This is a genomic window from Streptomyces sp. NRRL F-5755, from assembly GCF_001279365.1.
In the GTDB taxonomy this organism is placed as follows: Bacteria; Actinomycetota; Actinomycetes; order Streptomycetales; family Streptomycetaceae; genus Streptomyces; species Streptomyces rimosus.
Genome location: NZ_LGCW01000137.1, coordinates 26,238 through 47,905 on the forward strand (window position 1 = coordinate 26,238; position 21,668 = coordinate 47,905).

General features: G+C 68.6%; 17 protein-coding genes. 7 read left to right on the top strand and 10 right to left on the bottom strand.

Annotation, left to right across the window (positions count from 1 at the left end; genetic code table 11):
* The first annotated feature begins 120 nt into the window (after positions 1–120).
* Positions 121–546, top strand: coding sequence for a hypothetical protein (locus ADK86_RS15060; RefSeq protein ID WP_053697050.1), 426 nt, complete (start codon positions 121–123; stop codon positions 544–546).
* 157 nt (positions 547–703) lie between these two features.
* Here ADK86_RS15060 and ADK86_RS15065 read toward each other — a convergent pair whose 3' ends face one another.
* From ADK86_RS15065 to ADK86_RS15075, 3 genes are all read right to left on the bottom strand, one after another.
* Entirely contained in the window at positions 704–2,428 is a 1,725-nt protein-coding gene (locus ADK86_RS15065) for a protein kinase family protein (RefSeq protein WP_053697051.1), read from the bottom strand.
* A gap of 107 nt (positions 2,429–2,535) precedes the next feature.
* On the bottom strand, positions 2,536–4,734 hold the full coding sequence (gene murJ, locus ADK86_RS15070) for a murein biosynthesis integral membrane protein MurJ (protein ID WP_053697052.1): 2,199 nt from the start codon (positions 4,732–4,734) through the stop codon (positions 2,536–2,538).
* 46 nt (positions 4,735–4,780) lie between these two features.
* Entirely contained in the window at positions 4,781–7,045 is a 2,265-nt protein-coding gene (locus tag ADK86_RS15075; RefSeq protein WP_267888793.1) for a DUF6049 family protein, read from the bottom strand.
* Positions 7,046–7,305: 260 nt separating this feature from the next.
* On the opposite strand from ADK86_RS15075, the gene ADK86_RS15080 reads away from it, so the two are divergent.
* Positions 7,306–8,781, top strand: a complete 1,476-nt coding sequence (locus ADK86_RS15080) for a CCA tRNA nucleotidyltransferase (protein ID WP_033034618.1) — start codon at positions 7,306–7,308, stop codon at positions 8,779–8,781.
* A 66-nt stretch (positions 8,782–8,847) separates the two neighbouring features.
* Here ADK86_RS15080 and ADK86_RS44475 read toward each other — a convergent pair whose 3' ends face one another.
* From ADK86_RS44475 to ADK86_RS15100, 4 genes are all read right to left on the bottom strand, one after another.
* Positions 8,848–9,480 carry an LppU/SCO3897 family protein gene (locus ADK86_RS44475; RefSeq protein WP_063789001.1) on the bottom strand — a complete coding sequence of 211 codons (633 nt, stop codon included), beginning with the start codon at positions 9,478–9,480 and terminating at the stop codon, positions 8,848–8,850.
* A gap of 112 nt (positions 9,481–9,592) precedes the next feature.
* Complete coding sequence (locus ADK86_RS15090; protein ID WP_053697087.1) at positions 9,593–10,852, bottom strand: MFS transporter; 1,260 nt, start codon at positions 10,850–10,852, stop codon at positions 9,593–9,595.
* Positions 10,853–10,930: 78 nt separating this feature from the next.
* Positions 10,931–12,013, bottom strand: a complete 1,083-nt coding sequence (locus tag ADK86_RS15095) for an inositol-3-phosphate synthase (protein ID WP_030598837.1) — start codon at positions 12,011–12,013, stop codon at positions 10,931–10,933.
* A gap of 48 nt (positions 12,014–12,061) precedes the next feature.
* Positions 12,062–12,739 (bottom strand): PadR family transcriptional regulator, encoded by a 678-nt coding sequence (locus ADK86_RS15100; protein WP_030598834.1) that lies wholly within the window; start codon positions 12,737–12,739, stop codon positions 12,062–12,064.
* Positions 12,740–13,104: 365 nt separating this feature from the next.
* On the opposite strand from ADK86_RS15100, the gene ADK86_RS15105 reads away from it, so the two are divergent.
* Both ADK86_RS15105 and ADK86_RS15110 read left to right on the top strand, forming a co-directional pair.
* Complete coding sequence (locus ADK86_RS15105) at positions 13,105–15,798, top strand: transglycosylase domain-containing protein (RefSeq protein ID WP_053697054.1); 2,694 nt, start codon at positions 13,105–13,107, stop codon at positions 15,796–15,798.
* Between the two features lie 107 nt (positions 15,799–15,905).
* Complete coding sequence (locus ADK86_RS15110) at positions 15,906–17,399, top strand: glycosyltransferase family 87 protein (protein WP_053697055.1); 1,494 nt, start codon at positions 15,906–15,908, stop codon at positions 17,397–17,399.
* Between the two features lie 75 nt (positions 17,400–17,474).
* On the opposite strand, the gene ADK86_RS15115 is transcribed toward ADK86_RS15110, so the two are convergent.
* The 3 genes from ADK86_RS15115 to ADK86_RS15125 form a co-directional block, all read right to left on the bottom strand.
* On the bottom strand, positions 17,475–18,506 hold the full coding sequence (locus tag ADK86_RS15115) for an alanine racemase (protein ID WP_053697056.1): 1,032 nt from the start codon (positions 18,504–18,506) through the stop codon (positions 17,475–17,477).
* Positions 18,507–18,565: 59 nt separating this feature from the next.
* Positions 18,566–19,684, bottom strand: coding sequence for a lipid II:glycine glycyltransferase FemX (locus ADK86_RS15120; RefSeq protein WP_030373509.1), 1,119 nt, complete (start codon positions 19,682–19,684; stop codon positions 18,566–18,568).
* Between the two features lie 129 nt (positions 19,685–19,813).
* Positions 19,814–20,131 carry a hypothetical protein gene (locus tag ADK86_RS15125; protein ID WP_053697057.1) on the bottom strand — a complete coding sequence of 106 codons (318 nt, stop codon included), beginning with the start codon at positions 20,129–20,131 and terminating at the stop codon, positions 19,814–19,816.
* Between the two features lie 230 nt (positions 20,132–20,361).
* Between ADK86_RS15125 and rpsF the strand changes: the two genes are divergently transcribed.
* The 3 genes from rpsF to rpsR all read left to right on the top strand — a co-directional run bounded on the left by rpsF (position 20,362) and on the right by rpsR (position 21,658).
* Positions 20,362–20,652: a 30S ribosomal protein S6 gene (rpsF, locus tag ADK86_RS15130; protein WP_003978891.1), complete on the top strand. Its 291-nt coding sequence runs from the start codon at positions 20,362–20,364 to the stop codon at positions 20,650–20,652.
* Between the two features lie 78 nt (positions 20,653–20,730).
* Positions 20,731–21,315 carry a single-stranded DNA-binding protein gene (locus ADK86_RS15135; protein ID WP_030598827.1) on the top strand — a complete coding sequence of 195 codons (585 nt, stop codon included), beginning with the start codon at positions 20,731–20,733 and terminating at the stop codon, positions 21,313–21,315.
* A gap of 106 nt (positions 21,316–21,421) precedes the next feature.
* A complete protein-coding gene (gene rpsR / locus ADK86_RS15140) occupies positions 21,422–21,658 on the top strand; it encodes a 30S ribosomal protein S18 (protein ID WP_003978893.1) in 237 nt (78 codons plus the stop codon).
* The last annotated feature ends 10 nt before the right edge of the window (positions 21,659–21,668 follow it).

Genomic DNA, 21,668 nt, shown 5'->3' on the forward strand with positions numbered 1-21,668 from the left:
GAACGAACTGAAACGATCATGAGCGCCGGTGATTCCACCGGAGTCGTTGAATGCGGCCCCGGTCGGACGTCCATGTCGTCAGTTTCTCGCTGGCGGAGAAAGTTTCAGGAGTGGCTTTTCATGAGGAACCTCAAGCGCCTGCTGTTGATCGCGGTGGCGTCGATAATCGCCCTCGGTGCGATGCCGGCCTCGGCGTCCGCGTATTCCAAGGGCAGCTGCAGTCACCGCAAGACGCTGACCGCGAAGACCTACGGCGGTCACGCCACGGTGAAGCTGCTCGTTTACCGGTGTGGCGACGGCCATGACTGGACGATGGCCAGCATGACGGCGAACGACAGCGACAGCGAGGGGGCGCTTTGGATGGATGTATCCCGTAACGGCGGGAAGACCTGGAAGGGATTGGTCCAGAAGCGGCGTTTCACTCTCAACCCCGGTGACACCGCCGCGATTGCGAACAACAAGCTGCAGAACGACGGCCCGGGATACTCGGTGCGGGCCTGCGGGTACTACGGAAACAACAAGGTCTACTGCACCCGCTGGAACTGAACAGCGCTGGATTCGCGCACCGGGCTCTGGCCGATGAACCGGCCAGAGCCCGACTGCTGTCTCTTTATTCCGGTGGTCACGAAGGCACCCACTGGATTGTCCTTGCCGACCCGTTGATTTCTTCGGCTTCGGGTTCGGTGATAAGCAATCGAAGGGATCAGCCGCTGACCTTGATCTCCGAAATGCCGCCCCGGTAACCGCCGCCCGAATCCTCGCTGGGCAGCTCCGTGATGTGAACCAGGACGTAACGCGTCTTTATGGGCTTGTCGAGCTTCACGGACAAGGTGTTGCCCGACTTCTCCAGCTTCGACAGGCGCTGCGGGAACGCGCCGAGGGTGGTCGGGCTGGAGGCGGACGGGTCGGCGGCGAGCACTTCGGCCGTGTGGCCCGGCCGGTACATGCTGACCTCGACGCTGGAGACCTCCTTCACGCTCCCCAGGTCGACGACGAGGCCGCTGCCGTCCTTGCGGGGCGGCAGGTTGCCGAAGTTCGCCCAGCCCTTGAACTCGCCGGTGATCCAAGCGGTGCCGAGGTCACCGTCCACGGCGTTCGACGGCGGATCATGCCGACCGGCGACGGGACTGCTGGAGAGCGGCGAGAACTCGGTGACGTCGTCGATCGCGATCGGCTTCGGCGGGGGCTTCTTCTGCTGTGTCCCGCTCTCCGGCTGCGAGTTCTCCTGGTTGTCCTGGCCCTCGTTCTGCAACAGGGTGTCGGCCAGCTGCCAGCTCCCGAGTCCCAGCGCCGCGATGAGCAGGCCGGAAACGCACCACTTCAGCGCCCGGCCGGTACGGCTCTGCAGCGGTGGCGGCGGGGTGGGTACCGGTGCGGTCCGCGCCGACGCCCCGCCGGCGCGCGTCGGCGGCTGGCCGTACGTGCCCTGCTGGTAGCCGGTGCGCTGGTAGGGCGGCGGCGAGGTGAAGGACGTCTCCGGCGGACGGATGCGCGGTATGGCCGTGACGGCCTTCGCCAGCTCCTCCGGAGTGGTGCAGGCCGGCTCCTGGCGGGACGCGGTGGCACCGTCGTTGACCAGCGCGCGCATGGCCAGCTCGGACAGGCCGCGGTGCACGCCGGCCCGTACCTGGTCCGGGGGGATCATGCCGACGTCCTTGGGCAGCCCCGACAGGCCGTACGCGTCGCTCTCGTACGGCCAGCGCTGGGTCAGGGCGGCGTACAGGAGCGCGCCGATCGCCTCGGTGTCCGTGCGCTGCGGGTGCTCGCTGGTGATGCCGCGCAGCGCGGCCATCACCGCCAGGCCCCGGATGCGGTACTGCCCGGACTCGGTCCGCAGCACCGAACTCGGGTTGAGCCTGAGATGGGACAGGCCCTCCCGGTGGGCGGCGGCCATGGCCTGGGAGACCTGGCTGACGAGCTGGTAGGCGTCGTGCGGTTCGAGCGGGCCGTTCGCGAGCACGGCGGTCAGCTCGGTGGCGTCCGGCAGCCATTCGTGCACGACGTAGACGAGGTCGTTCTCCTCGACCGCGTCCAGGACCTGCACGAAGCGGGGGTCACCGAGCAGCGCGGCGGAGCGGGCGGCGGACAGCACGGGGCGGGCCCGCGGGTGGTCGGCGGGCAGGATGTGTACGCCGACGGCACGGCGCAGTTTCTCATCGACCGCACGCCAGCTGCTGAATCCGTCCAGACGGGTGACGCACTCTTCGAGGCGGTAGCGTCTGGCCAGCTTGTGGCCGCTGTGCAGTTCGGGCGGCTTGGTGTCGGACACCACGGCACGCTGATCGCCGGTGCGTGCGGTGTCCTTGTCCGTGCCGGTTACGCTCTCGGCCTCCGCACCGTCGTTCGTGGCCTGTCCCGCCTGGGCGGTCAGCGGTTCCTCACCGCTCGTGTCGGCCACGTCGACGGCAGCCGTGCTCCGTTCCGCCACCGTCGTTCCTGCCTCCCCATCCGTTGCAGGCTCTCCGAGCCAAGACAATTGTGCCCACAGTCCGCCACTATGCACGACACACGGTTGCGGACGATGGTTGTGCCCGATCAGCGGCCCAGCTTGGCGCGCACCATGCCGACCATCGCGTTCATCTCTTCGACCCGCATCCGCTTCGCGGCGAGGAAGAAGACGGCGATCAGTGTGACACCGCCGCCGACCAAGGCGGCCAGGGAACCGGTGACACCGCTGCCGAGCGCCAGGGTGATTCCGTATGCGGCCGCGCCGCCGACCAGGGCGGCGGGCACACAGGCCCCGGCGAGGCGGGCGTACGTACGAATGACGTGCGGCCCGTCCAGGTCGCCGCCCAGCCGTGTGCGCAGTCGCCGCCAGGCCACGCCGACGCCGACGGCGTAGGCCAGTCCATAGGCCGCGGCGAGGCCCACCACGACCCAGCGGGCCGGCAGGACCAGGAAGCACAGACCGGAGACCGCGGCGTTGACGGCGGCCACGATCACGGTGTTGAAGAACGGCGTGCGGGTGTCCTCGTAGGCGTAGAAACCGCGCAGGATGACGTACTGCGCGGAGTACGGAATCAGGCCCAGGCCGAACGCCATGATCACGTAGCCGATGTTGGTGGCACCGGCACCAGCGCTGGAGAACATCAGCGTCGCCATGGGGACACCGAGCGCGAGGAACGCGAAGGCGCACGGCACGATGGCCACCGCGGAGGTGCGCAGACCGTAGGAGATGTCGTCGCGTACGGCGGTGACGTCTCCATCGTGGGCGGCCCGTGAGATGCGCGGCAGGACGGCGGTCATGACCGAGACGGTGATGATGGCCTGCGGCATCTGCCACAGCTGCAGCGCGTAGTTGTAGGCGGTGATACCCGTACCGGAGTGGCCCTGGCCCTCGGCGACCGAGCCGGCCCAGGTGGCGATCTGGGTCACCACGACCAGGCCGAGCTGGTTGGCGAGCACGAAGAAGAAGGTCCACTTGGCCAGCCGCGCGGCCTTCCCCAGCCCGTGGCCGCGCCAGTCGAAGCGCGGGCGGAGCCGGAAACCGGCGTCCCGGAGGTAGGGGAACATGGCGAGTGCCTGCACGGTCAGACCGAGCAGCGTGCCGATACCGAGCAGCCGGACCGCGTCGGCGGAGACGTTGCCCGCGCTCACACCGCTCTGCGAGAAGCTGCCGAAGACCCAGATGAAGGCGCCGAATGTGGCGATCACGATGATGTTGTTGAGGACCGGGGTCCACATCATCGCGCCGAACCGCCCGCGGGCGTTGAGGATCTGCCCCAGCACCACGTGCACGCCCATGAAGAACATGGTGGGCAGGCAGTAGCGGGCGAAGGCGACCGCGACGTCCATCTGCTCGGGATCGGACGCGATCTTCGGCGACATCATGCCGATGAAGACCGGGGCCGCCAGCACACAGACCGTGGTGATGCCCGCCATCAGCACGGTGACCAGCGTCAGGAGGCGGTTGGCGTACGCCTCGCCGCCGTCCTCGTCGTTCTTCATGGCCCGCACGAGCTGCGGGATGAACACCGCGTTCAGGGCGCCGCCGCCGACCAGGATGTAGATCATCGTCGGAAGGGTGTTGGCGACCTGGTACGAGTCGTTGAGGGTGCCGACGCCGATCGCCGCGGCGATGACGAGGTTGCGGACGAAGCCCAGGATGCGCGAGACCAGCGTGCCCGCGGCCATGACCGCACTGGACTTCAGCAGCGACGACGCGCGCCCGCCGGAGCGCTTGGCGGGAGCCGCTGGCTCCGGTGCGGGTGTCGGCGGCTGCTCCGGTACGGAGGCGGCCTGCGGCACCGGCTCCTGCTGCGGCGTCATCGGACGCTGCGGCTCGTACGGCTGCTGCTGGTCCCGGTACAGGTGCGCGAAGGCGTCCGGCTCCCGGCGCTCGTCGGCGGCCCGTGAGATCAGGTCGTCCACGCCCACGAACTGCGTCGTGGCGGCGTCGTCACCGTACGGCAGGTGTCGCGTCGGACCCTGCGGCTCGGGCGGCGGGGTCGGGGCCCACACCTGCGGGTCAGGGGTGTGCTGCGGGGCGGGCGGCTGCTGGTAGAGCGGGTGCGGGGCCTGCCCGGGAGGCGGCGGGGGGTGCGCGGACCGGTCGTAGAAGACGTCGTTGACCGGGTCCTGGGCCGTGGGGTCCTGCGACCGGTAGGGGTCGTTGGCGTACGCGTCGTGCACATACGGGTCATGGGGCTGCTGCCCCTGGGGCGTCGGCGGTCCCTGACCCGCGGGGGTGTCGTGCGCACCCCTGCCGCGGTCACCGTCGTACGGCGCATTCATCGCTGCCCCACCTCATCCGTCGCCGGCCATCCGGCCCCGCCATCTATCAACGGTCCACTTTCTCACCTGAGCCGGACGCGTCCGTGCTTTCCGAACCGGTGTCCGGCTCGCGGTCACCCGGCTGCACCGGCTCGTCACCGTCCGTACCGTCACCCCCGTTGCCGCCCTCGGACCCGCCGTCGCCGTCGGTGCCGTCGCCGTTGGTCCCGTCCCCGTCGCGCCCCGACGCGGCGCGCTTGCGCTGGAGGTAGATGCGGACACCGGCGAGGACGAGCAGCAGAACGCCGCCCGCGATGACGAGCATGATCGTCGAGGTGATCTCGGTGACGTTGACCTGGAAGGTCATCGGCCGGCCGTACGGCTTGCCGTCCGAGGTGTAGAGCTGCGCCGTCACCTGCACGGGACCGTTGGCGTTCGCCGTCGTGTCGAACTTGAACGACTGGCTGTGGCCGCCGTCGACCGTGATCTCCTGCGGCTCGCCCGTGTCGAGCCGGTTGGGCTGCGAGGACGTGAGCTCCAGCGTCAGTCCCTTGACGCCCTGGACCAGGTTGTTCTGCACCGTCACCGGAATCGTCGCGCTGCGCCCGGAGAGCGTCGCGGGAGACTTCTGGATCAGCTGCACGTTCTTCGTCAGACCGTCGAGGTAGGTGCGCACGGAGCTGCGGAAGGCCGCGGCGCCCGCCTCGTCGCCCCGCCACTCGGTGGACATCTCCCGCATGATGGCGTTGCCGAAGGGCGTCACCACACGGCCGGGCTGGGCCAGGACGGGCGCGAAGTCGTCCAGCGCGGTCTGGGTGTCCTGGATCTCCTCGAAGCCCTCGGTCGGGAGTTCCTGCTTGCGCAGCGCGGCCGGGTACTCGGCCGCGGCGGGCACCTCGCGGTTGGCCCCGGGGTCGGGCGCGGCCTTGGCGGCACCCGCCAGGTTCAGCGGCTCGGCCCAGCGGCCCGGCACCAGGTTCTTCACGCCTGCGGCCATCGCCTGGGCCTGGCTGACCGAAGGCGTGCGCTGCGGCGCGACGACGATGTTGCGCTGCCGTCCGGGCTCCTGGCCGTTGATCATCAGGCTCTGGGCGAGGAACTGCTGAACGGCAAGCGTCGAGTTCTCGGCCTTGGACAGGTCGCCCTCGAACGCCGTGGACAGTCCCGCGTCGGCGACGATGGCGGTGTTGCCGCCGCCGATCGGACGGGCCGCCGTCGGGCTGTAGGAGAGGCTGTCCTCCTGGAGGCTGTCGCTGCGGGCGATGATGTTGTGGGCACCGCCGGAGGTGGCGACATCGACGATGGAGGAGTCCACGGCGCCCTCGGCGGGCCAGGCGAAGTCCGTACGGGGCTTGACGCCCAGAACCGTCTCCACGGTCTTGGCCGCCAGCGACGTGGCGGGGCCGAGGTGCCCGAGGGCGCTGGGGACCTCCTTACCGCGGTGCGCGAGCGAGGCCAGGTCGGGGTCGGCGAAGGGCAGCGCGATGACCTCGTGGGTCTTCGCCGCCTCCTCCACCTGCTTCAACCACTGCTTGGCGACCGCCTGGTTCTTGCCCGGCGTGGGCCCGTTCGGCCCTTCGACCTTGTACGTCCTGGTCATCGCGTCGACGGAGGCGAGCACGTCGGGGTCGATGACGAAGGTGACGGGGAGGTCCTTGCCGAGCGCCACGAGCTGCTGGAGCCGACCGCCGGGGGCGATCTCCGATGCCAGGTTGTCGTTGCGGAAGACCGGCGTCTGCTCAGCGTCGGCGTCGGTCTCCGCGGTCAGGTGCGTCGAGGAGATCAGCGGCCACAGGTATGTGAGCTGCGTCTTCTTTCCCACGTCGGAGGTCTGCCAGGGCAGGAACGTCCGCTTGATGCCGAGCACCTGCTCGTAGGAGGCGCCCTGGGACCGGCCGGACACGGAGACGCCGAGCTGGTAGACGCCGTCGTCACCGAGGTCGAGGTCCTTGACCGGCACGTGGAGGGTGAAGGTGCGGCTGACGCCCGGGTCCAGCTTGTCGATCTTCTGGGTGCGGTTCTCGATCTCCTGGCCGTCGGCTCCGGGGGAGAAGCCCGTGCGCTTGGCGGCCGTGTCGATGGCGCTGCGGCTGTTGAGGGAGGGGCCCCGCCGCAGGCCCACGTGCGCGTCGGTGATCGGGGCGTTGCTGCCGTTGGTGAGCGTGCCGGAGACGGTAAGGGTGTCGTCCTTCTTCGGCGCGCTGGGAGTCAGCGCGTCGACGGAGACATCGACGGTGCGGGGGCCGGCGGCACGGGCTTCGGGGGCGGCCGGGATCTGCATCATTCCCGCCAGCAGCGGCACGCCGGCGATCAGCGCCGCGGCCCGGCGCAACCACCGACCGCGCGGCCGTTCACTCCCTTGGAACCCTGCCGCCTCGGCCACGCGTTCGCCCGTCCCTCGTCGTCGTCAGTGGTCGTCGGAATGTGCGTCCACGCATGGTAACGAGACCCGCTGGGGGGAAGTGCTGGGGACTGGTCCACAAGATCGCTCGGCGGGCGGGCGGGAGCGGTGCCCGTCCCCATTTCCTGCGCTGCCCGGCGCCGCCGCCGACGGGACGCCTCGCGCGACGCGGCCACGTACCCTGTTCTGTTGTGCCGAACGCCAACAATGACTTCCCCGCCCCGCAGCCCGAGCGGACCCCGCAGTCGACGGACGCGCTGAACCAGGTGCAGCGCCGCGCCGTCGGAGAACTGTTGCGGGTGTCCCCCGTCGCGGACGATCTGGCCCGCCGTTTCCAGGAGGCCGGGTTCACGCTTGCCCTGGTCGGCGGCTCGGTACGGGATGCCCTGCTCGGCCGGCTCGGCAACGACCTCGACTTCACCACCGATGCCCGCCCCGAGGACGTACTGAAGATCGTCCGGCCGTGGGCGGACGCGGTGTGGGAGGTCGGCATCGCCTTCGGCACCGTCGGCTGCAAGAAGGACTCGTTCGACATCGAGGTCACCACGTACCGCTCCGAGGCGTACGACCGGACCTCGCGCAAGCCCGAGGTGTCCTACGGCGACTCCATCGAGCAGGACCTGGTGCGCCGGGACTTCACGGTGAACGCCATGGCGGTGGCGCTGCCGCAGAAGGAGTTCATCGACCCGCACAACGGCCTGGAGGACCTGGCGGCACGTGTCCTGCGGACGCCGGGGACGCCGGAGGAGTCCTTCTCCGACGATCCGCTGCGGATGATGCGGGCCGCCCGGTTCGCCGCCCAGCTGGACTTCGAGGTGGCCGAGGACGTCGTGTCCGCGATGAAGGCCATGGCCGAGCGCATCGACATCGTCTCCGCGGAGCGGGTGCGGGACGAGCTGAACAAGCTGCTGCTGGGCTCCCACCCGCGCAAGGGCCTCAAGCTGCTGGTCGACACGGGGATCGCCGACCGGGTGCTGCCGGAGCTGCCCGCACTGCGCCTGGAACGTGACGAACATCACCGTCACAAGGACGTCTACGAGCACTCGCTGACGGTGCTGGAACAGGCCATCGACCTCGAAGAGGACGGCCCCGACCTGGTGCTCCGACTGGCGGCGCTGCTGCACGACATCGGCAAGCCCAGGACGCGCCGTTTCGAGAGCGACGGCCGGGTCTCCTTCCACCACCACGAGGTGGTGGGGGCGAAGATGGCCAAGAAGCGGATGACCGCGCTGAAGTACTCCAACGACATGATCAAGGACGTCTCGCTGCTGGTGGAGCTGCACCTGCGCTTCCACGGCTACGGGACGGGTGAGTGGACCGACTCGGCGGTCCGCCGGTACGTGCGGGACGCCGGCCCGCAGCTGCGGCGCCTGCACAAGCTGACGCGTTCGGACTGCACCACCCGCAACAAGCGCAAGGCCAACGCGCTCTCCCGCGCTTATGACGGGCTGGAGGAGCGCATCGCACGACTGCAGGAGCAGGAGCAGCTGGACTCGATCCGGCCGGACCTGAACGGCAACGACATCATGCAGGTCCTCGGCATCGCTCCCGGCCCGGAGGTCGGCAAGGCGTACAAGCACCTGCTCGAACTGCGGCTGGAGAACGGCCCGATGGAGCGGGAAGAGGCCGTCGCCGCTCTGCGGGAGTGGTGGGCCGCGCAGCAGTGAGTGCGTGGTTTCACGTGAAACACGACGGCGGGTGCCGTCGTGTTTCACGTGAAACGGGGACCGGCTCTACTTCTTGATGTCTTCGAGGCAGAGCACGATCTTGTTGCGGTGCCGGCGTCCGGTGGCTTCCGAATAGGCGTTGTACTTCGTCAGGTCGCACAGCTTCTCGTCGGTGGTGTCGTCATGCACCTCGGCGACCTTGTAGGCGGCATCGGGGGCGGTGCAGTCCACCTTCTCCATGTCCGGCCGGATGGTCGTGCCGTTGTTCTTCATGCAGTCACCGACGGCGGCCTTCTTGGCGTCCGTGCCGAAGAGGGAGTTGAAGCCCGCGAGGCCGCCGAGCACCAGGCCCAGCACGACAAGGCTCAGGACCACGCGGAAGACCTTCCGGCCCATGCTGTCCGAGCGCTGGGGCCCGGGCGGCTGGGGTGCCGCACCTTGCGGGGGCATTCCGTAGGGCTGCTGCGGGGGTGCTGCCTGCGGCCAGGGGGCGCCCTGCTGCTGCGGCATCTGCGGCGGAGGAGCGTAGCCGCCCTGCGGCTGGCCGTACGGCGCGTTCGGCGCCTGCGGGGGCTGGCCGTATGGAGTGGGCCCTTGCGGCGGCTGCCCGTACGGAGCGTTCGGTGCCTGCGGGTACGAGTTCTGGCCGTAGGGATGCTGGCCGTACGGGTTCTGCCCCGGAGGCGGCGGCATGGTCATGAAGGTCCCCCTGAAAACGATGCGTCAACGTGTGAGCTGAAAGCACGTAACGTATCGGGTCGCAGGGTGAGCCTGTCGCTGCTGGGGTGCCCCAGGAATGGGCGTCAGGAGGCTAGCGCCGTACGCAGCGGATCAGCGACACCGCGGTTGTCGCGTAGAGCAGAGCCACGGCGATGACAAGCACACCGGACCTGCCGTCCGGCGGCAGCATCAGCGCCGCCACGGCCGCGGCGCCGACGTAGGCGACGTTGAAGAGCATGTCGTAGACCGCGAAGACACGGCCGCGAAAGGCATCGTCCACCGACGACTGCACCACCGTGTCCGTGGAGATCTTGGCTGCCTGAGTGCTGAGACCGAGGACGAAGGCGGCGATCAGCAGCGGTACGTACGCGAAGGACAGTCCCAGGGCCGGAGTCAGTACCGCAGACAGCCCCGCACAGCACGCCATCCAGGCCAGGGGCGTGTACCTGGCCACGGCCGACGGCGTGACGACGGCGGCAGCGAAGAAGCCCGCCCCTGATACGCCGACGGCGATCCCGAGGAGCGCCAGTCCCCCCGACTCGCTGTCGGCCCACGCGTACCGGCACAGCATCAGCACCGTTACCGTCAGCGCCCCGTAGCAGAAGCGCAGTACGGTCATCGCCGTCAGTGCCGCCGCTGCGGTACGTCGGTCCAGGAGGTGGCGCAGCCCGTCCACCAGGCCGCGCGTGGTGCTCAACAGAGCCGCGCCGACCCGCGGTTGGAGCTGGGAAGGGTCCGGCCCCAGCAGCCCCGGGCCCATGCGCAGCGAGACACCGGCGGCACCCAGGTACAGAGCGGCGGCCAGCAGCACGACGACCGTGTTCGACTGCGCTCCCGCCAACCGGACGGCGAAGGCGAGCCCACCGCCCGCGGTCGTCGCGAGCGTGCCGGCGGTCGGGGACAGGGAGTTGGCCACGACCAGCTGCTCCGTACCGGCGACCACACGCGGCAGGGATGCCGAGAGCCCGGCCAGCACGAAGCGGTTGACGGCCATGACGGAGAGCGCGGAGGCGTAGAAGAGCCAGTCGGAAGCCCGCGCGGCGATCAGGCCGGCGGTCCCGACGGCGAGCACGGTACGCAGCAGGTTGCCGTACAGCAGGACCTGACGACGGCGCCACCGGTCGAGGAGAACGCCCGCGAAGGGGCCGAGCAGCGAGTACGGGAGCAGCAGGACCGCCATGGCGGAGGCGATGGCCGCGGGAGACGCCTGCCTCTCGGGCGAGAAGACGACGTATGTGGCGAGCGCGACCTGGTAGACACCGTCGGCGGCCTGTGAGAGGAGCCGTACGGCCAGCAGGGAGCGGAAGTCACGCAGCTGAAGCAGTACGCGGAGGTCACGCACAACGGACATGAGGACCAGCCTCACACAGCACACAGGCCCCCGGACGGAAATTCCGGGGGCCTGTGGGCTAGGGGGACGGCGCGGTGCTCAGCGCTCGACCTCACCCTTGATGAACTTCTCGACGTTCGCGTGCGCCTCGTCGTCGAAGTACTGGACCGGCGGCGACTTCATGAAGTACGAGGACGCGGAGAGCACCGGGCCGCCGATGCCGCGGTCCTTGGCGATCTTCGCGGCGCGCAGGGCGTCGATGATGACACCCGCGGAGTTCGGGGAGTCCCAGACCTCCAGCTTGTACTCCAGGTTCAGCGGGACGTCACCGAAGGCGCGGCCTTCGAGGCGGACGTAGGCCCACTTGCGGTCGTCCAGCCAGGCGACGAAGTCCGACGGACCGATGTGGACGTTGTCCTCGCCCAGCTCGCGGTCGCGGATCTGCGAGGTGACGGCCTGCGTCTTGGAGATCTTCTTGGACTCCAGGCGCTCGCGCTCCAGCATGTTCTTGAAGTCCATGTTGCCGCCGACGTTCAGCTGCATCGTGCGGTCCAGGACGACGCCCCGGTCCTCGAAGAGCTTGGCCATCACGCGGTGCGTGATCGTGGCGCCCACCTGCGACTTGATGTCGTCACCGACGATCGGCACACCGGCCTCGGTGAACTTGTCCGCCCACTCCTTGGTGCCCGCGATGAACACCGGCAGGGCGTTGACGAAGGCGACCTTGGCGTCGATGGCGCACTGGGCGTAGAACTTCGCGGCGTCCTCGGAGCCGACGGGCAGGTAGCACACCAGGACGTCGACCTGCTTGTCCTTGAGGACCTGGACGATGTCCACCGGCGCCTCGTCGGACTCCTCGATGGTCTGGCGGTAGTACTTGCCCAGGCCGTCGAGGGTGTGGCCGCGCTGCACGGTCACACCGGAGTTCGGCACGTCGCAGATCTTGATGGTGTTGTTCTCGCTGGCACCGATGGCGTCCGCCAGGTCGAGGCCGACCTTCTTGGCGTCGACGTCGAAAGCGGCCACGAACTCGATGTCACGCACGTGGTAGTCGCCGAACTGCACGTGCATCAGGCCGGGCACGCGGCTGTCCGGGTCTGCGTCCTTGTAGTACTCGACGCCCTGTACCAGCGAGGCGGCGCAGTTGCCCACGCCGGCGATGGCTACGCGAACCGAACCCATTCCGGTTGCTCCCTGTGTTCTCGACAAGGCCCCGCGGACTGCGGAGCCTCATGTGGTGGTGTCATCGGACGGATCCGGCCGGGAACCACCCCGACGCCGGGGCAGGCCGCCCGTATCTCCTGACGTGTCCTTCTGGTTCCGCTCAGCGGGGTCCACGGCGCGTTGATCGCGTCCGGCGCGTTCACTCTCGATCAGCTCGTTGAGCCACCGGACCTCGCGTTCCACGGACTCCATGCCGTGCCGCTGCAGCTCGAGGGTGTAGTCGTCCAGCCGTTCGCGCGAACGTGCCAGGGAGGTGCGCATCTTCTCGAGGCGTTCCTCCAGGCGGCTGCGGCGGCCTTCCAGCACCCGCATCCGTACGTCGCGCGAGGTCTGCCCGAAGAAGGCGAAGCGGACACCGAAGTGTTCGTCCTCCCACGCGTCCGGGCCCGAGTGGGCGAGCAGCTCCTCGAAGTGGCTCTTCCCCTCCGGCGTCAGCCGGTAGACGATTTTCGCCCGGCGGCCGGTGAGGGACGCGGGCGCGGTCTCCGGATCACTGCCCGTCTCCTCGGTCAGCCAGCCGTTCGCGACCAGCGCCTTCAGACAGGGGTAGAGGGTGCCGTAGCTGAACGCACGGAAGACCCCCAGCGACGTGTTGAGCCGTTTGCGCAGCTCGTAGCCGTGCATGGGGGATTCGCGCAGCAGTCCGAGGACGGCGAACTCAAGGATGCCGGACCGCCTGCTCATGCCCGCCTCCTTGTCCTCGTGCGTTCTTTATGCCGAGCTGATGTATCGATTCGATACATCCAGACGATAGGTCGGGTCCACGGGAGGGACAAGAGGGGGGAGGGTGAGCGGCGTCACATCACCGTTTCGTTCCACCCAACCTGACGGATTTGGAGTGAATTTCAACAGTGAGCAGGTTTTGGCCGTGCGTAGTCTGTGCGGCATGCAGACTGCCGGGAACCGTGGGGCGACAGGGGACGTCCCCGTCCTCGGTGTAGTGCGACCCCATGAGCCATATGGGTGCCGTACGTCGGGGGGACCTGAAGCCAACTGCCGCCTTCAGGCGACGAGATAGATAGCGCGCCTGCCCGAGGAGTATTCGTTCCATGAGCGAGCACCGTCGCAAACCGCCCCAGCCACAGGGCGGCGGACGTGCAGCGGCCCGACGAGCCGCACAGCAATCGGGGCGCCGCGCGGCGCCCTCCCGTGGCTCTGCACCCGCCCCCGGCCCGGCTCCCGACTCCGGAGCGTACGGGCAGGAGCGGCCGGCCGGCGGCAGAGCGGAGGCCCGGCGGGCCGCACAACGCGGCGGCCGGCGGCGCGCATCCGATACGGCCGCGATGGCCTCAGGCAGTGGCAATGGCGGACGCGGTGGAGGCCGGCGCACCGGCGGCGGTGGTGGCGAAGGCGGTCGTGGGCGCGGCCGGGGAGCGGGCAAGCCCGGCAAGAAGCGGTTCATCGACTACCCGCGGTCCGGCAAGATCGGCTGGCGCCGCTTCGTGCCCTCGTGGAAGCAGATCCTCACCACCTGCATCGGTTTCATGGCGCTGCTCGTCGGCGCGGCCGGCCTCGCGCTCGCCTACGTGGACATCCCGGACGTGCAGAAGGCGTCGCAGCTGCAGAAGAACGTCTACTACTGGTCCAACGGCAAGCCGATGGTCGTCGCCGGCGGTGGTGAGCTCAACCGGCAGATCGTACCGATCACCTCGATCCCCAAGACCATGCAGGACGCGGTGATCTCCGCGGAGAACGCCTCGTTCTACCAGGACTCGGGCGTCGACCCGATGGGCATCGCGCGTGCGGTCTTCAACATGGCCAAGGGCGGCGAGACCCAGAGTGGCTCGACCATCACCCAGCAGTATGTGAAGAACACGTACCTCGACCAGTCGCAGACCCTCAAGCGCAAGATCACCGAGCTGTTCATCTCGGTGAAGGTGGGCATCAAGGAGAAGAAGGACACCATCCTGGCCGGTTACCTCAACACCGCCTATTACGGGCGCGGTGCCTATGGCATCCAGGCCGCGGCCCGGGCGTACTACGGCAAGGACTGCGACAAGCTCACGCCGAGCGAGAGTGCCTTCATGGCCGCGCTGCTCAACGGCCCCAACCTCTACGACCCGTACATCACGACGGAGGCCAAGGGCGCGAACCTCAAGCGCGCCGAGGCCCGCTGGAAGTGGACGCTGGACCGTGAGGTCGAGGTCAAGCGGATGAACAAGGCGGACCGGGACCAGATCAAGGAATTCCCGATGCCCAGGAAGCCCAAGAAGGCCATGGACCTCCGTGGCCAGAAGGGCTACCTCGTCGACCTCGCCAACAACTACATCACGGCGAACACCAAGATCACGGACTCCCAGCTGAAGATGGGCGGGTACGAGATCCACACGACCTTCGACGAGAAGAAGGTCAACGAACTCGCGGAATCCGTGGACAAGGTCACCAAGGAGCACATCAAGCCCGACCAGCGCGATGTGGACAAGCACGTCCAGTTCGGCGGCGCCTCGGTCGACCCCAAGACCGGCAAGATCGTCGCCATCTACGGCGGCAAGGACGCGACCCAGCACTATACGAACAACGCCGACTACACCGGTGTCCAGGTCGGATCGACCTTCAAGCCGTTCGTGCTGGCGGCGGCCATGACCGACGGCGTACGGGACCCGCACAATCCCGAACGGCGCACGCGGGTCTCACCGAACAGCATCTACAACGGCGACAACAAGCTGAAGCTGCTCAACTACGACGGGACCGTCTGGCACGACAAGGACGGCAAGGAGTGGCACCAGGCGAACGACGGCAACGAGAACCGCGGGAAGATCACTCTTCGTACGGCCATGCAGTTCTCGGTGAACACACCGTTCATCCAGCTCGGCATGGACGTGGGGCGCGACAAGGTGAAGGAAGCGTCCATCGCCGCGGGGCTGCGTGACGACCAGAGCATGGCGAAGACCACCCCGACCTTCTCGCTGGGCACCTCGGCGCCCAGCGCGATCCGGCTGGCCGGCGCGTACGCCACCTTCGCCGCCAGCGGCCAGCAGAACGACCCGTACTCGGTCGAGAGCGTCGAGAAGGACGGCAAGACCGAGTACGAGCACACCGCGAAGCCCAAGACGGGCTTCAGCGCGGCGGTCGCGGACAACGTCACGGACGTCCTGAAGACCGTGGTGGAGAAGGGCACCGGTACGGCGGCGAAGCTGCCCGACGGCCGTGAGGCGGCCGGCAAGACCGGTACCACCGACGACAACAAGTCGGCGTGGTTCGCCGGGTACACGAAGCAGCTGGCCACCACGATCGGCATGTGGCGGGTGGACGACCAGGCCAAGCAGCAGCAGTTCCTGAAGATGTACGGCGTGGGCGGCGAGGAGAAGATTCACGGTGCCTCGTTCCCGGCCCGCATCTGGGCGGAGTACATGACACAGGCGATGAAGGGCCAGAAGCTCGAACGCTTCCCGGATCCCGCGCCGATCGGTCAGACGGTCTACGGCGACGGCATGAGCCCGTCCCCGAAGCCCACCCCGTCCGCTCCGGCGCCGAACTCCCCGAAGCCCACCCCGTCCAAGACGGTGAAGCCCAGCGAGCCCGCGAGCCCCACTCCGACCCAGACCTGTGCGGACTGGGACATCGAATGCCGGCACAACGGCGGTACGTCCAACGGTGGCCAGACCGGTGGCAGGCCGGGAGGTGGGGACACCGGCGGCACGACCCCGACGCCCGGACCGAACACGGGAGGGACCGGAGGCGGTGACGACGGTGGCTTCATCGGAGGCCCGGCCGGCGGCGCGTCGGGAGGACGACGCGACTGACCGCTGACTGTTTCACGTGAAACGTGGCAGACGAAGCCCCCGACCCGGTGAATCCGGGCCGGGGGCTTCTCCGTGTTCGGCCCGGGACCGTACGGCAGGATGGGCGCATGACGAGCGTGCGACAGGACGAGCCCGTACGGCCGACCAGGCGGGACGAGGTGGCGGCTGCCGGAAGCGAACTGATCGGCGGTCCTGCCGGACGGCGCGCCTTCTTCCGCACGGGCTGGTGGAACCCGGTACGCATCGTCGCGCTGGTCGCCATCGGGATGTTCGCGCTCGGCATGGTGCAGAAGCTGCCCTGCTACAACAGCGGCTGGTTCTTCGGCGCCACCAGCCAGTACACCCATGCCTGCTACTCCGACATCCCGCACCTGTACGCGGGGCGCGGTTTCGCCGACGGGCTGATCCCGTACTTCGACAAACTGCCCGGCGACATGGAGTACCTCGAATACCCGGTGCTGACCGGCTTGTTCATGGAGGTCGCCTCCTGGGTGACGCCGACCGGGGGCTCGATCCAGCAACGTGAGCAGATCTACTGGCTGGTCAACGCGGGCATGCTGATGGCGTGCGCGGCGGTCCTCGCCGTCTGCGTGGCGCGTACCCACCGCCGCCGTCCGTGGGACGGCCTCCTGGTCGCTCTCGCCCCCGCCCTCGCGCTCACCGCCACCATCAACTGGGACCTGCTGGCCGTCGCCCTGACCGCTGTAGGGATGCTGATGTGGTCGCGCAGCCGGGCCTTCGCGACGGGCGTGTTCATCGGACTGGCGACCGCCGCGAAGCTGTATCCGGTGCTGCTGCTCGGGCCGCTGCTCATCCTGTGCTGGCGGTCCGGGCAGTGGCGCGCCTACGGCAAGGCCGTGACCGGGGCCGCTGCCGCGTGGCTGGTGGTCAACGTGCCGGTGATGATCACGCATGACGCGTCCGGATTCCACATCAGGGAGGGCTGGGCGAAGTTCTACACCTTCAGCCAGGAGCGGCCCATCGACTTCGGCTCCATCTGGCTGCTGATCTCCCAGCGCACGGGCAATCCGCTGGAGGACGCGAACACCTACGCCACCCTGCTCATGATCCTCGGCTGCGGCGCCCTGGCCCTACTGGCCTTCTACGCGCCGCGCCGGCCACGGTTCGCGCAGCTCGCCTTCCTGGTCGTCGCGCTCTTCATCCTCACCAACAAGGTCTACTCGCCGCAGTACGTGCTGTGGCTGGTCCCGCTCGCCGCACTGGCACGGCCACGCTGGCGCGACTTCCTGATCTGGCAGGCGTGCGAGGTCATGTACTTCCTCGGCATCTGGATGTACCTCGCCTATACCGGCAACGGTGACAAGCACCAGGGGCTGCCGCTGGAGGGATACCAACTGGCCATGCTTCTGCACCTGTTGGGGACGCTGTACCTGTGTGCCGTGGTGGTGCGTGATGTGCTGCTGCCGGAGCGGGACGTCGTACGACGGGACGGTGAGGACGACCCGTCGGGCGGAGTGCTGGATCACGCGCCGGATGTCTTTGTGCTGGGCCGAGCGCACCAGCTGTCGCGGCATGCCGTGAAGTTCGAAGGGGCGGCGCAGGTGCGCTGGGGCGTGGCCGGAGACTCCGTCCACCGGTAGCCGCGCGCACGGAACGGGCCCGGTACGGCAGAGCAGGTCTGCGGTACCGGGCCCGATGCTTTCGTGGAGGGCGGCTCAGCGGTCCACGAGGCGGTCGTACTGCGTCGTGGTGTGCCGCAGATGCGCCACCAGTTCCTCACCCACCCGCGGCTCGGGGGCGTCCCCCGGCACGAAGAGGATGGAGACCTGCATGTGCGGAGGCTCCGCGAACCACCGCTGCTTGCCCGCCCACACGTACGGCGAGAGGTTGCGGTTGACGGTCGCCAGGCCCGCGCGGGCCACACCCTTGGCGCGCGGCATCACACCGTGCAGTGCCTTGGGCGACTCCAGGCCCACGCCATGCGACGTACCGCCGGCCACCACGACCAGGTAGCCGTCCGACGCGGCCTTCTGCTGGCGGTAGCCGAAGCGGTCGCCCTTGCCGACCCGGGTGACGTCCAGGACCGAGCCGCGGTACTCGGTCGCGTCGTGGTCACCGAGCCACAGGCGCGTGCCGATCCGCGCGCGGAACCGCGTCTGCGGGAACTGCTGCTGGAGACGGGCCAGCTCATCGGCCTTGAGGTGGCTGACGAACATGGTGTGCAGCGGCAGACGGTTGGCCCGCAGCCGGTCCATCCAGCCGATGACCTCCTCCACCGCGTCGGAGCCGTCGGTACGGTCCAGCGGCAGGTGCATGGCGAAGCCCTCCAGCCGTACGTCCTCTATGGCAGCGGCCAGCTTCGGCAGGTCCTCCGGCAGGACGCCGTGGCGCTTCATGCTGCTCATGACCTCGATGACGACCCGGGCGCCCACCAGGCCGCCCACGCCCTCGACCGAGGAGACCGAACGGATGGCACGGTCCGGCAGCGGAACCGGTTCCTCACCGTGCCGGAAGGGCGTCAGCACGAGCAGGTCACCGCTGAAGAAGTCCTTCATGCGGGCCGCCTCGTAGGTCGTCCCGACGGCGAGGAGGTCGGTACCGAGGAGGGCCGCCTCCTCGGCGAGGCGCTCGTGCCCGAAGCCGTAGCCGTTGCCTTTGCAGACCGGGACGAGCCCCGGGAACTGCTGCAGAACGCTCTGCTGGTGTGCCCGCCAGCGCGCGGTGTCGACGTAGAGGGTGAGCGCCATGGCCGGGCCCGGAACCTTTCTCGTAGCTGCGTTGCGATCGAAACAGACGGGTGGGGCGGTCAGCGGCGCGACATGTAGATGTCGAGCGCCTTGTGCAGGAGCTTGTTGAGCGGGAAGTCCCACTCGCCGAGGTACTCGGCTGCCTGCCCGCCCGTGCCCACCTTGAACTGGATGAGGCCGAAGAGGTGGTCGTTCTCGTCGAGCGAGTCGCTGATGCCGCGCAGGTCGTAGACGGTGGCGCCCAGCGCGTAGGCGTCGCGCAGCATCCGCCACTGCATGGCGTTGGAGGGCCGGACCTCACGGCCGATGTTGTCCGAGGCGCCGTAGGAGTACCAGACGTGGCCGCCGACGACCAGCATCGTCGCGGCGGAGAGGTTCACGCCGTTGTGCCGGGCGAAGTACAGCCGCATGCGGTTGGGGTCCTCGGTGTTGAGGGCCGTCCACATGCGCTGGAAGTAGCCGAGCGGCCGCGGCCGGAAGCGGTCGCGCTCCGCGGTGATCTCGTACAGCCGCTGCCACTCGGGCAGGTCCTCGTAGCGGCCCTGGACGACCTCGACGCCGGCCTTCTCGGCCTTCTTGATGTTGCGGCGCCACAGCTGGTTGAAGCCCTTGTGGACGTCTTCCAGCGAGCGGTTCTCCAGCGGCACCTGGAAGACGTAGCGCGGCTGTACGTCACCGAAGCCGGCCCCGCCGTCCTCGCCCTGCTGCCAGCCCATCCGGCGCAGCTTGTCGGACACCTCGAAGGCCCGCGGCTCGATGTGGGTGGCCTCGATGTCCCGCAGCCGCTTGACGTCCGGGTCCTGGATCCCGGCCTTGATCGCGGTGGCGTCCCAGCGCCGGATGATCACCGGCGGGCCCATCTTCACCGAGAAGGCGCCCTGCTGCTTCAGATGCGCCAGCATCGGCTTCAGCCAGTCCTCCAGGTTCGGGGAGAACCAGTTGATCACCGGGCCCTCGGGCAGGTAGGCGAGGTACCGCTTGATCTTCGGCAGCTGGCGGTAGAGGACCAGACCCGCGCCGACCAGCTGTCCGCTCTTGTCGAACCAGCCCAGGTTCTCCGAGCGCCATTCGGACTTCACATCGGCCCAGGCCGGCACCTGCATGTGGCTCGCCGAGGGCAGACTCTGGATGTACGCCAGATGCTGCTCTCGGCTGATGGTCCTCAGGGTCAGGCTCATGCGGGGCGCTCCTCGGCAGGTTTGTCCCCAGGGTCGGGGCTCCGGCTCTCGCGCCGAAGCCTACTGCGACAGGGGAGCGCCCCGTTTGGGTGAAGGGGGGTGTAGCCCCGTGTGCCCGCCTGGGCCCGGCTAGCCGAGGACCCCGCCGAAGAGGCCGCCGTGTGCCATACCGAGGAGGAAACCGACCGCCGCGGCACCGAGCCCGATGATCAGCAGGAAGCGCTCGCCGGTCGTCGCGGAGATGAACTGCCCCCACGCCCCGGTGCCGATGCCGATCAGTCCCGTCCAGGAACTCAGCAGGTGAAGCTGGTGGAAGTGGGCGGTGAAGAAGGCGGTCAAACCGAAGACCAGCGTCACGGCGACCAAGGTGTTCTCGACCGGATGGGCCTTGCCGTCGCTGTTCAGTAGAGAGAGGAGGCCGTGCTGCGGCCGGACTGCCTGTGCCATGCGACACCTCCGATGACAGGGCGGCGAACTGTAACGCCGCTCACACCCGTTGTGTTCCAGATTGGGGGGATCAGCCTCCGGATTTCAACCGGAGGCGCGCCGGCGGGTACTCTGTACAGTCTGCGCCCACGTCTGCCCAGGTCTCCTGGTCGGGCCGGGTGCGGAACGCATCATGACCCTCCTGCCACGGAACGACCGTGGCCGCTGAGTCCAAAGGAGGTGGGTTCAACATGCGTCACTACGAGGTGATGGTCATCCTCGACCCCGATCTCGAGGAGCGCGCTGTCTCCCCGCTGATCGAGAACTTCCTCTCCGTCGTCCGCGAGGGCAACGGAAAGGTCGAGAAGGTCGACACCTGGGGCCGTCGTCGTCTCTCGTACGAGATCAACAAGAAGCCCGAGGGCATCTACTCGGTCATCGACCTGCAGGCCGAGCCTGCGGTCGTCAAGGAACTCGACCGTCAGATGAACCTGAACGAGTCGGTCCTCCGGACCAAGGTCCTCCGTCCCGAGACCCACTGAACGCATCAGCGTCAGCGGTGACCGGGTTCGAGTAGCCACACCAGCAGCCAGCAGCACACCCGCCGAGAGGTTCCCCTAATGGCAGGCGAGACCGTCATCACGGTCGTCGGCAATCTTGTCGACGACCCCGAGCTGCGCTTCACCCCGTCGGGTGCGGCGGTTGCGAAGTTCCGCGTCGCAAGCACCCCCCGCACCTTCGACCGCCAGACCAACGAGTGGAAGGACGGCGAGAGCCTGTTCCTGACCTGCTCGGTGTGGCGTCAGGCGGCGGAGAACGTCGCCGAGTCCCTCACGCGGGGCACCCGCGTGATCGTGCAGGGCCGCCTGAAGCAGCGGTCGTACGAGGACCGCGAGGGCGTCAAGCGCACGGTCTACGAGCTCGACGTCGACGAGGTCGGCGCCAGCTTGCGCAATGCCACGGCCAAGGTCACCAAGACCTCGGGCCGCGGTGGCCAGGGCGGCGGCTTCGGCGGCGGTCCGCAGGGCGGTGGCCAGGGTGGCGGCGGCTGGGGCGGCGGCCCCGGCGGCGGCCAGGGCGGCGGCGCTCCCGCCGACGACCCGTGGGCGACCGGTGCCCCTGCCGGCGGCGGCCAGCAGGGTGGCGGCGGCGGTGGCTGGGGCGGTGGCTCCGGCGGCGGCTACTCGGACGAGCCGCCCTTCTAGGTCCGACGACCGGCTCGTACGCACGCTGTTTCACGTGAAACAGCGTGAAACGGCCGGGGGCCTGAGGGCGACAGCACAAACTTCTTGAACTCACTGGAGAGAGACAATGGCGAAGCCGCCTGCTCGCAAGCCTAAGAAGAAGGTTTGCGTGTTCTGCAAGGAGAAGATCTCCTACGTCGACTACAAGGACACGAACCTGCTGCGGAAGTTCATCTCCGACCGCGGCAAGATCCGTGCCCGCCGGGTGACCGGCAACTGCACCCAGCACCAGCGTGACGTCGCCACGGCCGTGAAGAACAGCCGTGAGATGGCGCTGCTGCCCTACACCTCCACTGCGCGATAAGGGAAGGGTG

What these genes read in the sequence shown, in the direction of transcription:
- ADK86_RS15125 (WP_053697057.1), bottom strand. Translation starts at nt 20,131, where the DNA reads ATGGCACAGGCAGTCCGGCCGCAGCACGGCCTCCTCTCTCTACTGAAC.
- ADK86_RS15060 (WP_053697050.1), top strand. Translation starts at nt 121, where the DNA reads ATGAGGAACCTCAAGCGCCTGCTGTTGATCGCGGTGGCGTCGATAATC.
- ADK86_RS15090 (WP_053697087.1), bottom strand. Translation starts at nt 10,852, where the DNA reads ATGTCCGTTGTGCGTGACCTCCGCGTACTGCTTCAGCTGCGTGACTTC.
- ADK86_RS15135 (WP_030598827.1), top strand. Translation starts at nt 20,731, where the DNA reads ATGGCAGGCGAGACCGTCATCACGGTCGTCGGCAATCTTGTCGACGAC.
- ADK86_RS15110 (WP_053697055.1), top strand. Translation starts at nt 15,906, where the DNA reads ATGACGAGCGTGCGACAGGACGAGCCCGTACGGCCGACCAGGCGGGAC.
- rpsF (WP_003978891.1), top strand. Translation starts at nt 20,362, where the DNA reads ATGCGTCACTACGAGGTGATGGTCATCCTCGACCCCGATCTCGAGGAG.
- ADK86_RS15120 (WP_030373509.1), bottom strand. Translation starts at nt 19,684, where the DNA reads ATGAGCCTGACCCTGAGGACCATCAGCCGAGAGCAGCATCTGGCGTAC.
- rpsR (WP_003978893.1), top strand. Translation starts at nt 21,422, where the DNA reads ATGGCGAAGCCGCCTGCTCGCAAGCCTAAGAAGAAGGTTTGCGTGTTC.
- ADK86_RS15095 (WP_030598837.1), bottom strand. Translation starts at nt 12,013, where the DNA reads ATGGGTTCGGTTCGCGTAGCCATCGCCGGCGTGGGCAACTGCGCCGCC.
- ADK86_RS15115 (WP_053697056.1), bottom strand. Translation starts at nt 18,506, where the DNA reads ATGGCGCTCACCCTCTACGTCGACACCGCGCGCTGGCGGGCACACCAG.
- ADK86_RS15105 (WP_053697054.1), top strand. Translation starts at nt 13,105, where the DNA reads ATGAGCGAGCACCGTCGCAAACCGCCCCAGCCACAGGGCGGCGGACGT.
- murJ (WP_053697052.1), bottom strand. Translation starts at nt 4,734, where the DNA reads ATGAATGCGCCGTACGACGGTGACCGCGGCAGGGGTGCGCACGACACC.
- ADK86_RS15100 (WP_030598834.1), bottom strand. Translation starts at nt 12,739, where the DNA reads ATGAGCAGGCGGTCCGGCATCCTTGAGTTCGCCGTCCTCGGACTGCTG.
- ADK86_RS44475 (WP_063789001.1), bottom strand. Translation starts at nt 9,480, where the DNA reads ATGACCATGCCGCCGCCTCCGGGGCAGAACCCGTACGGCCAGCATCCC.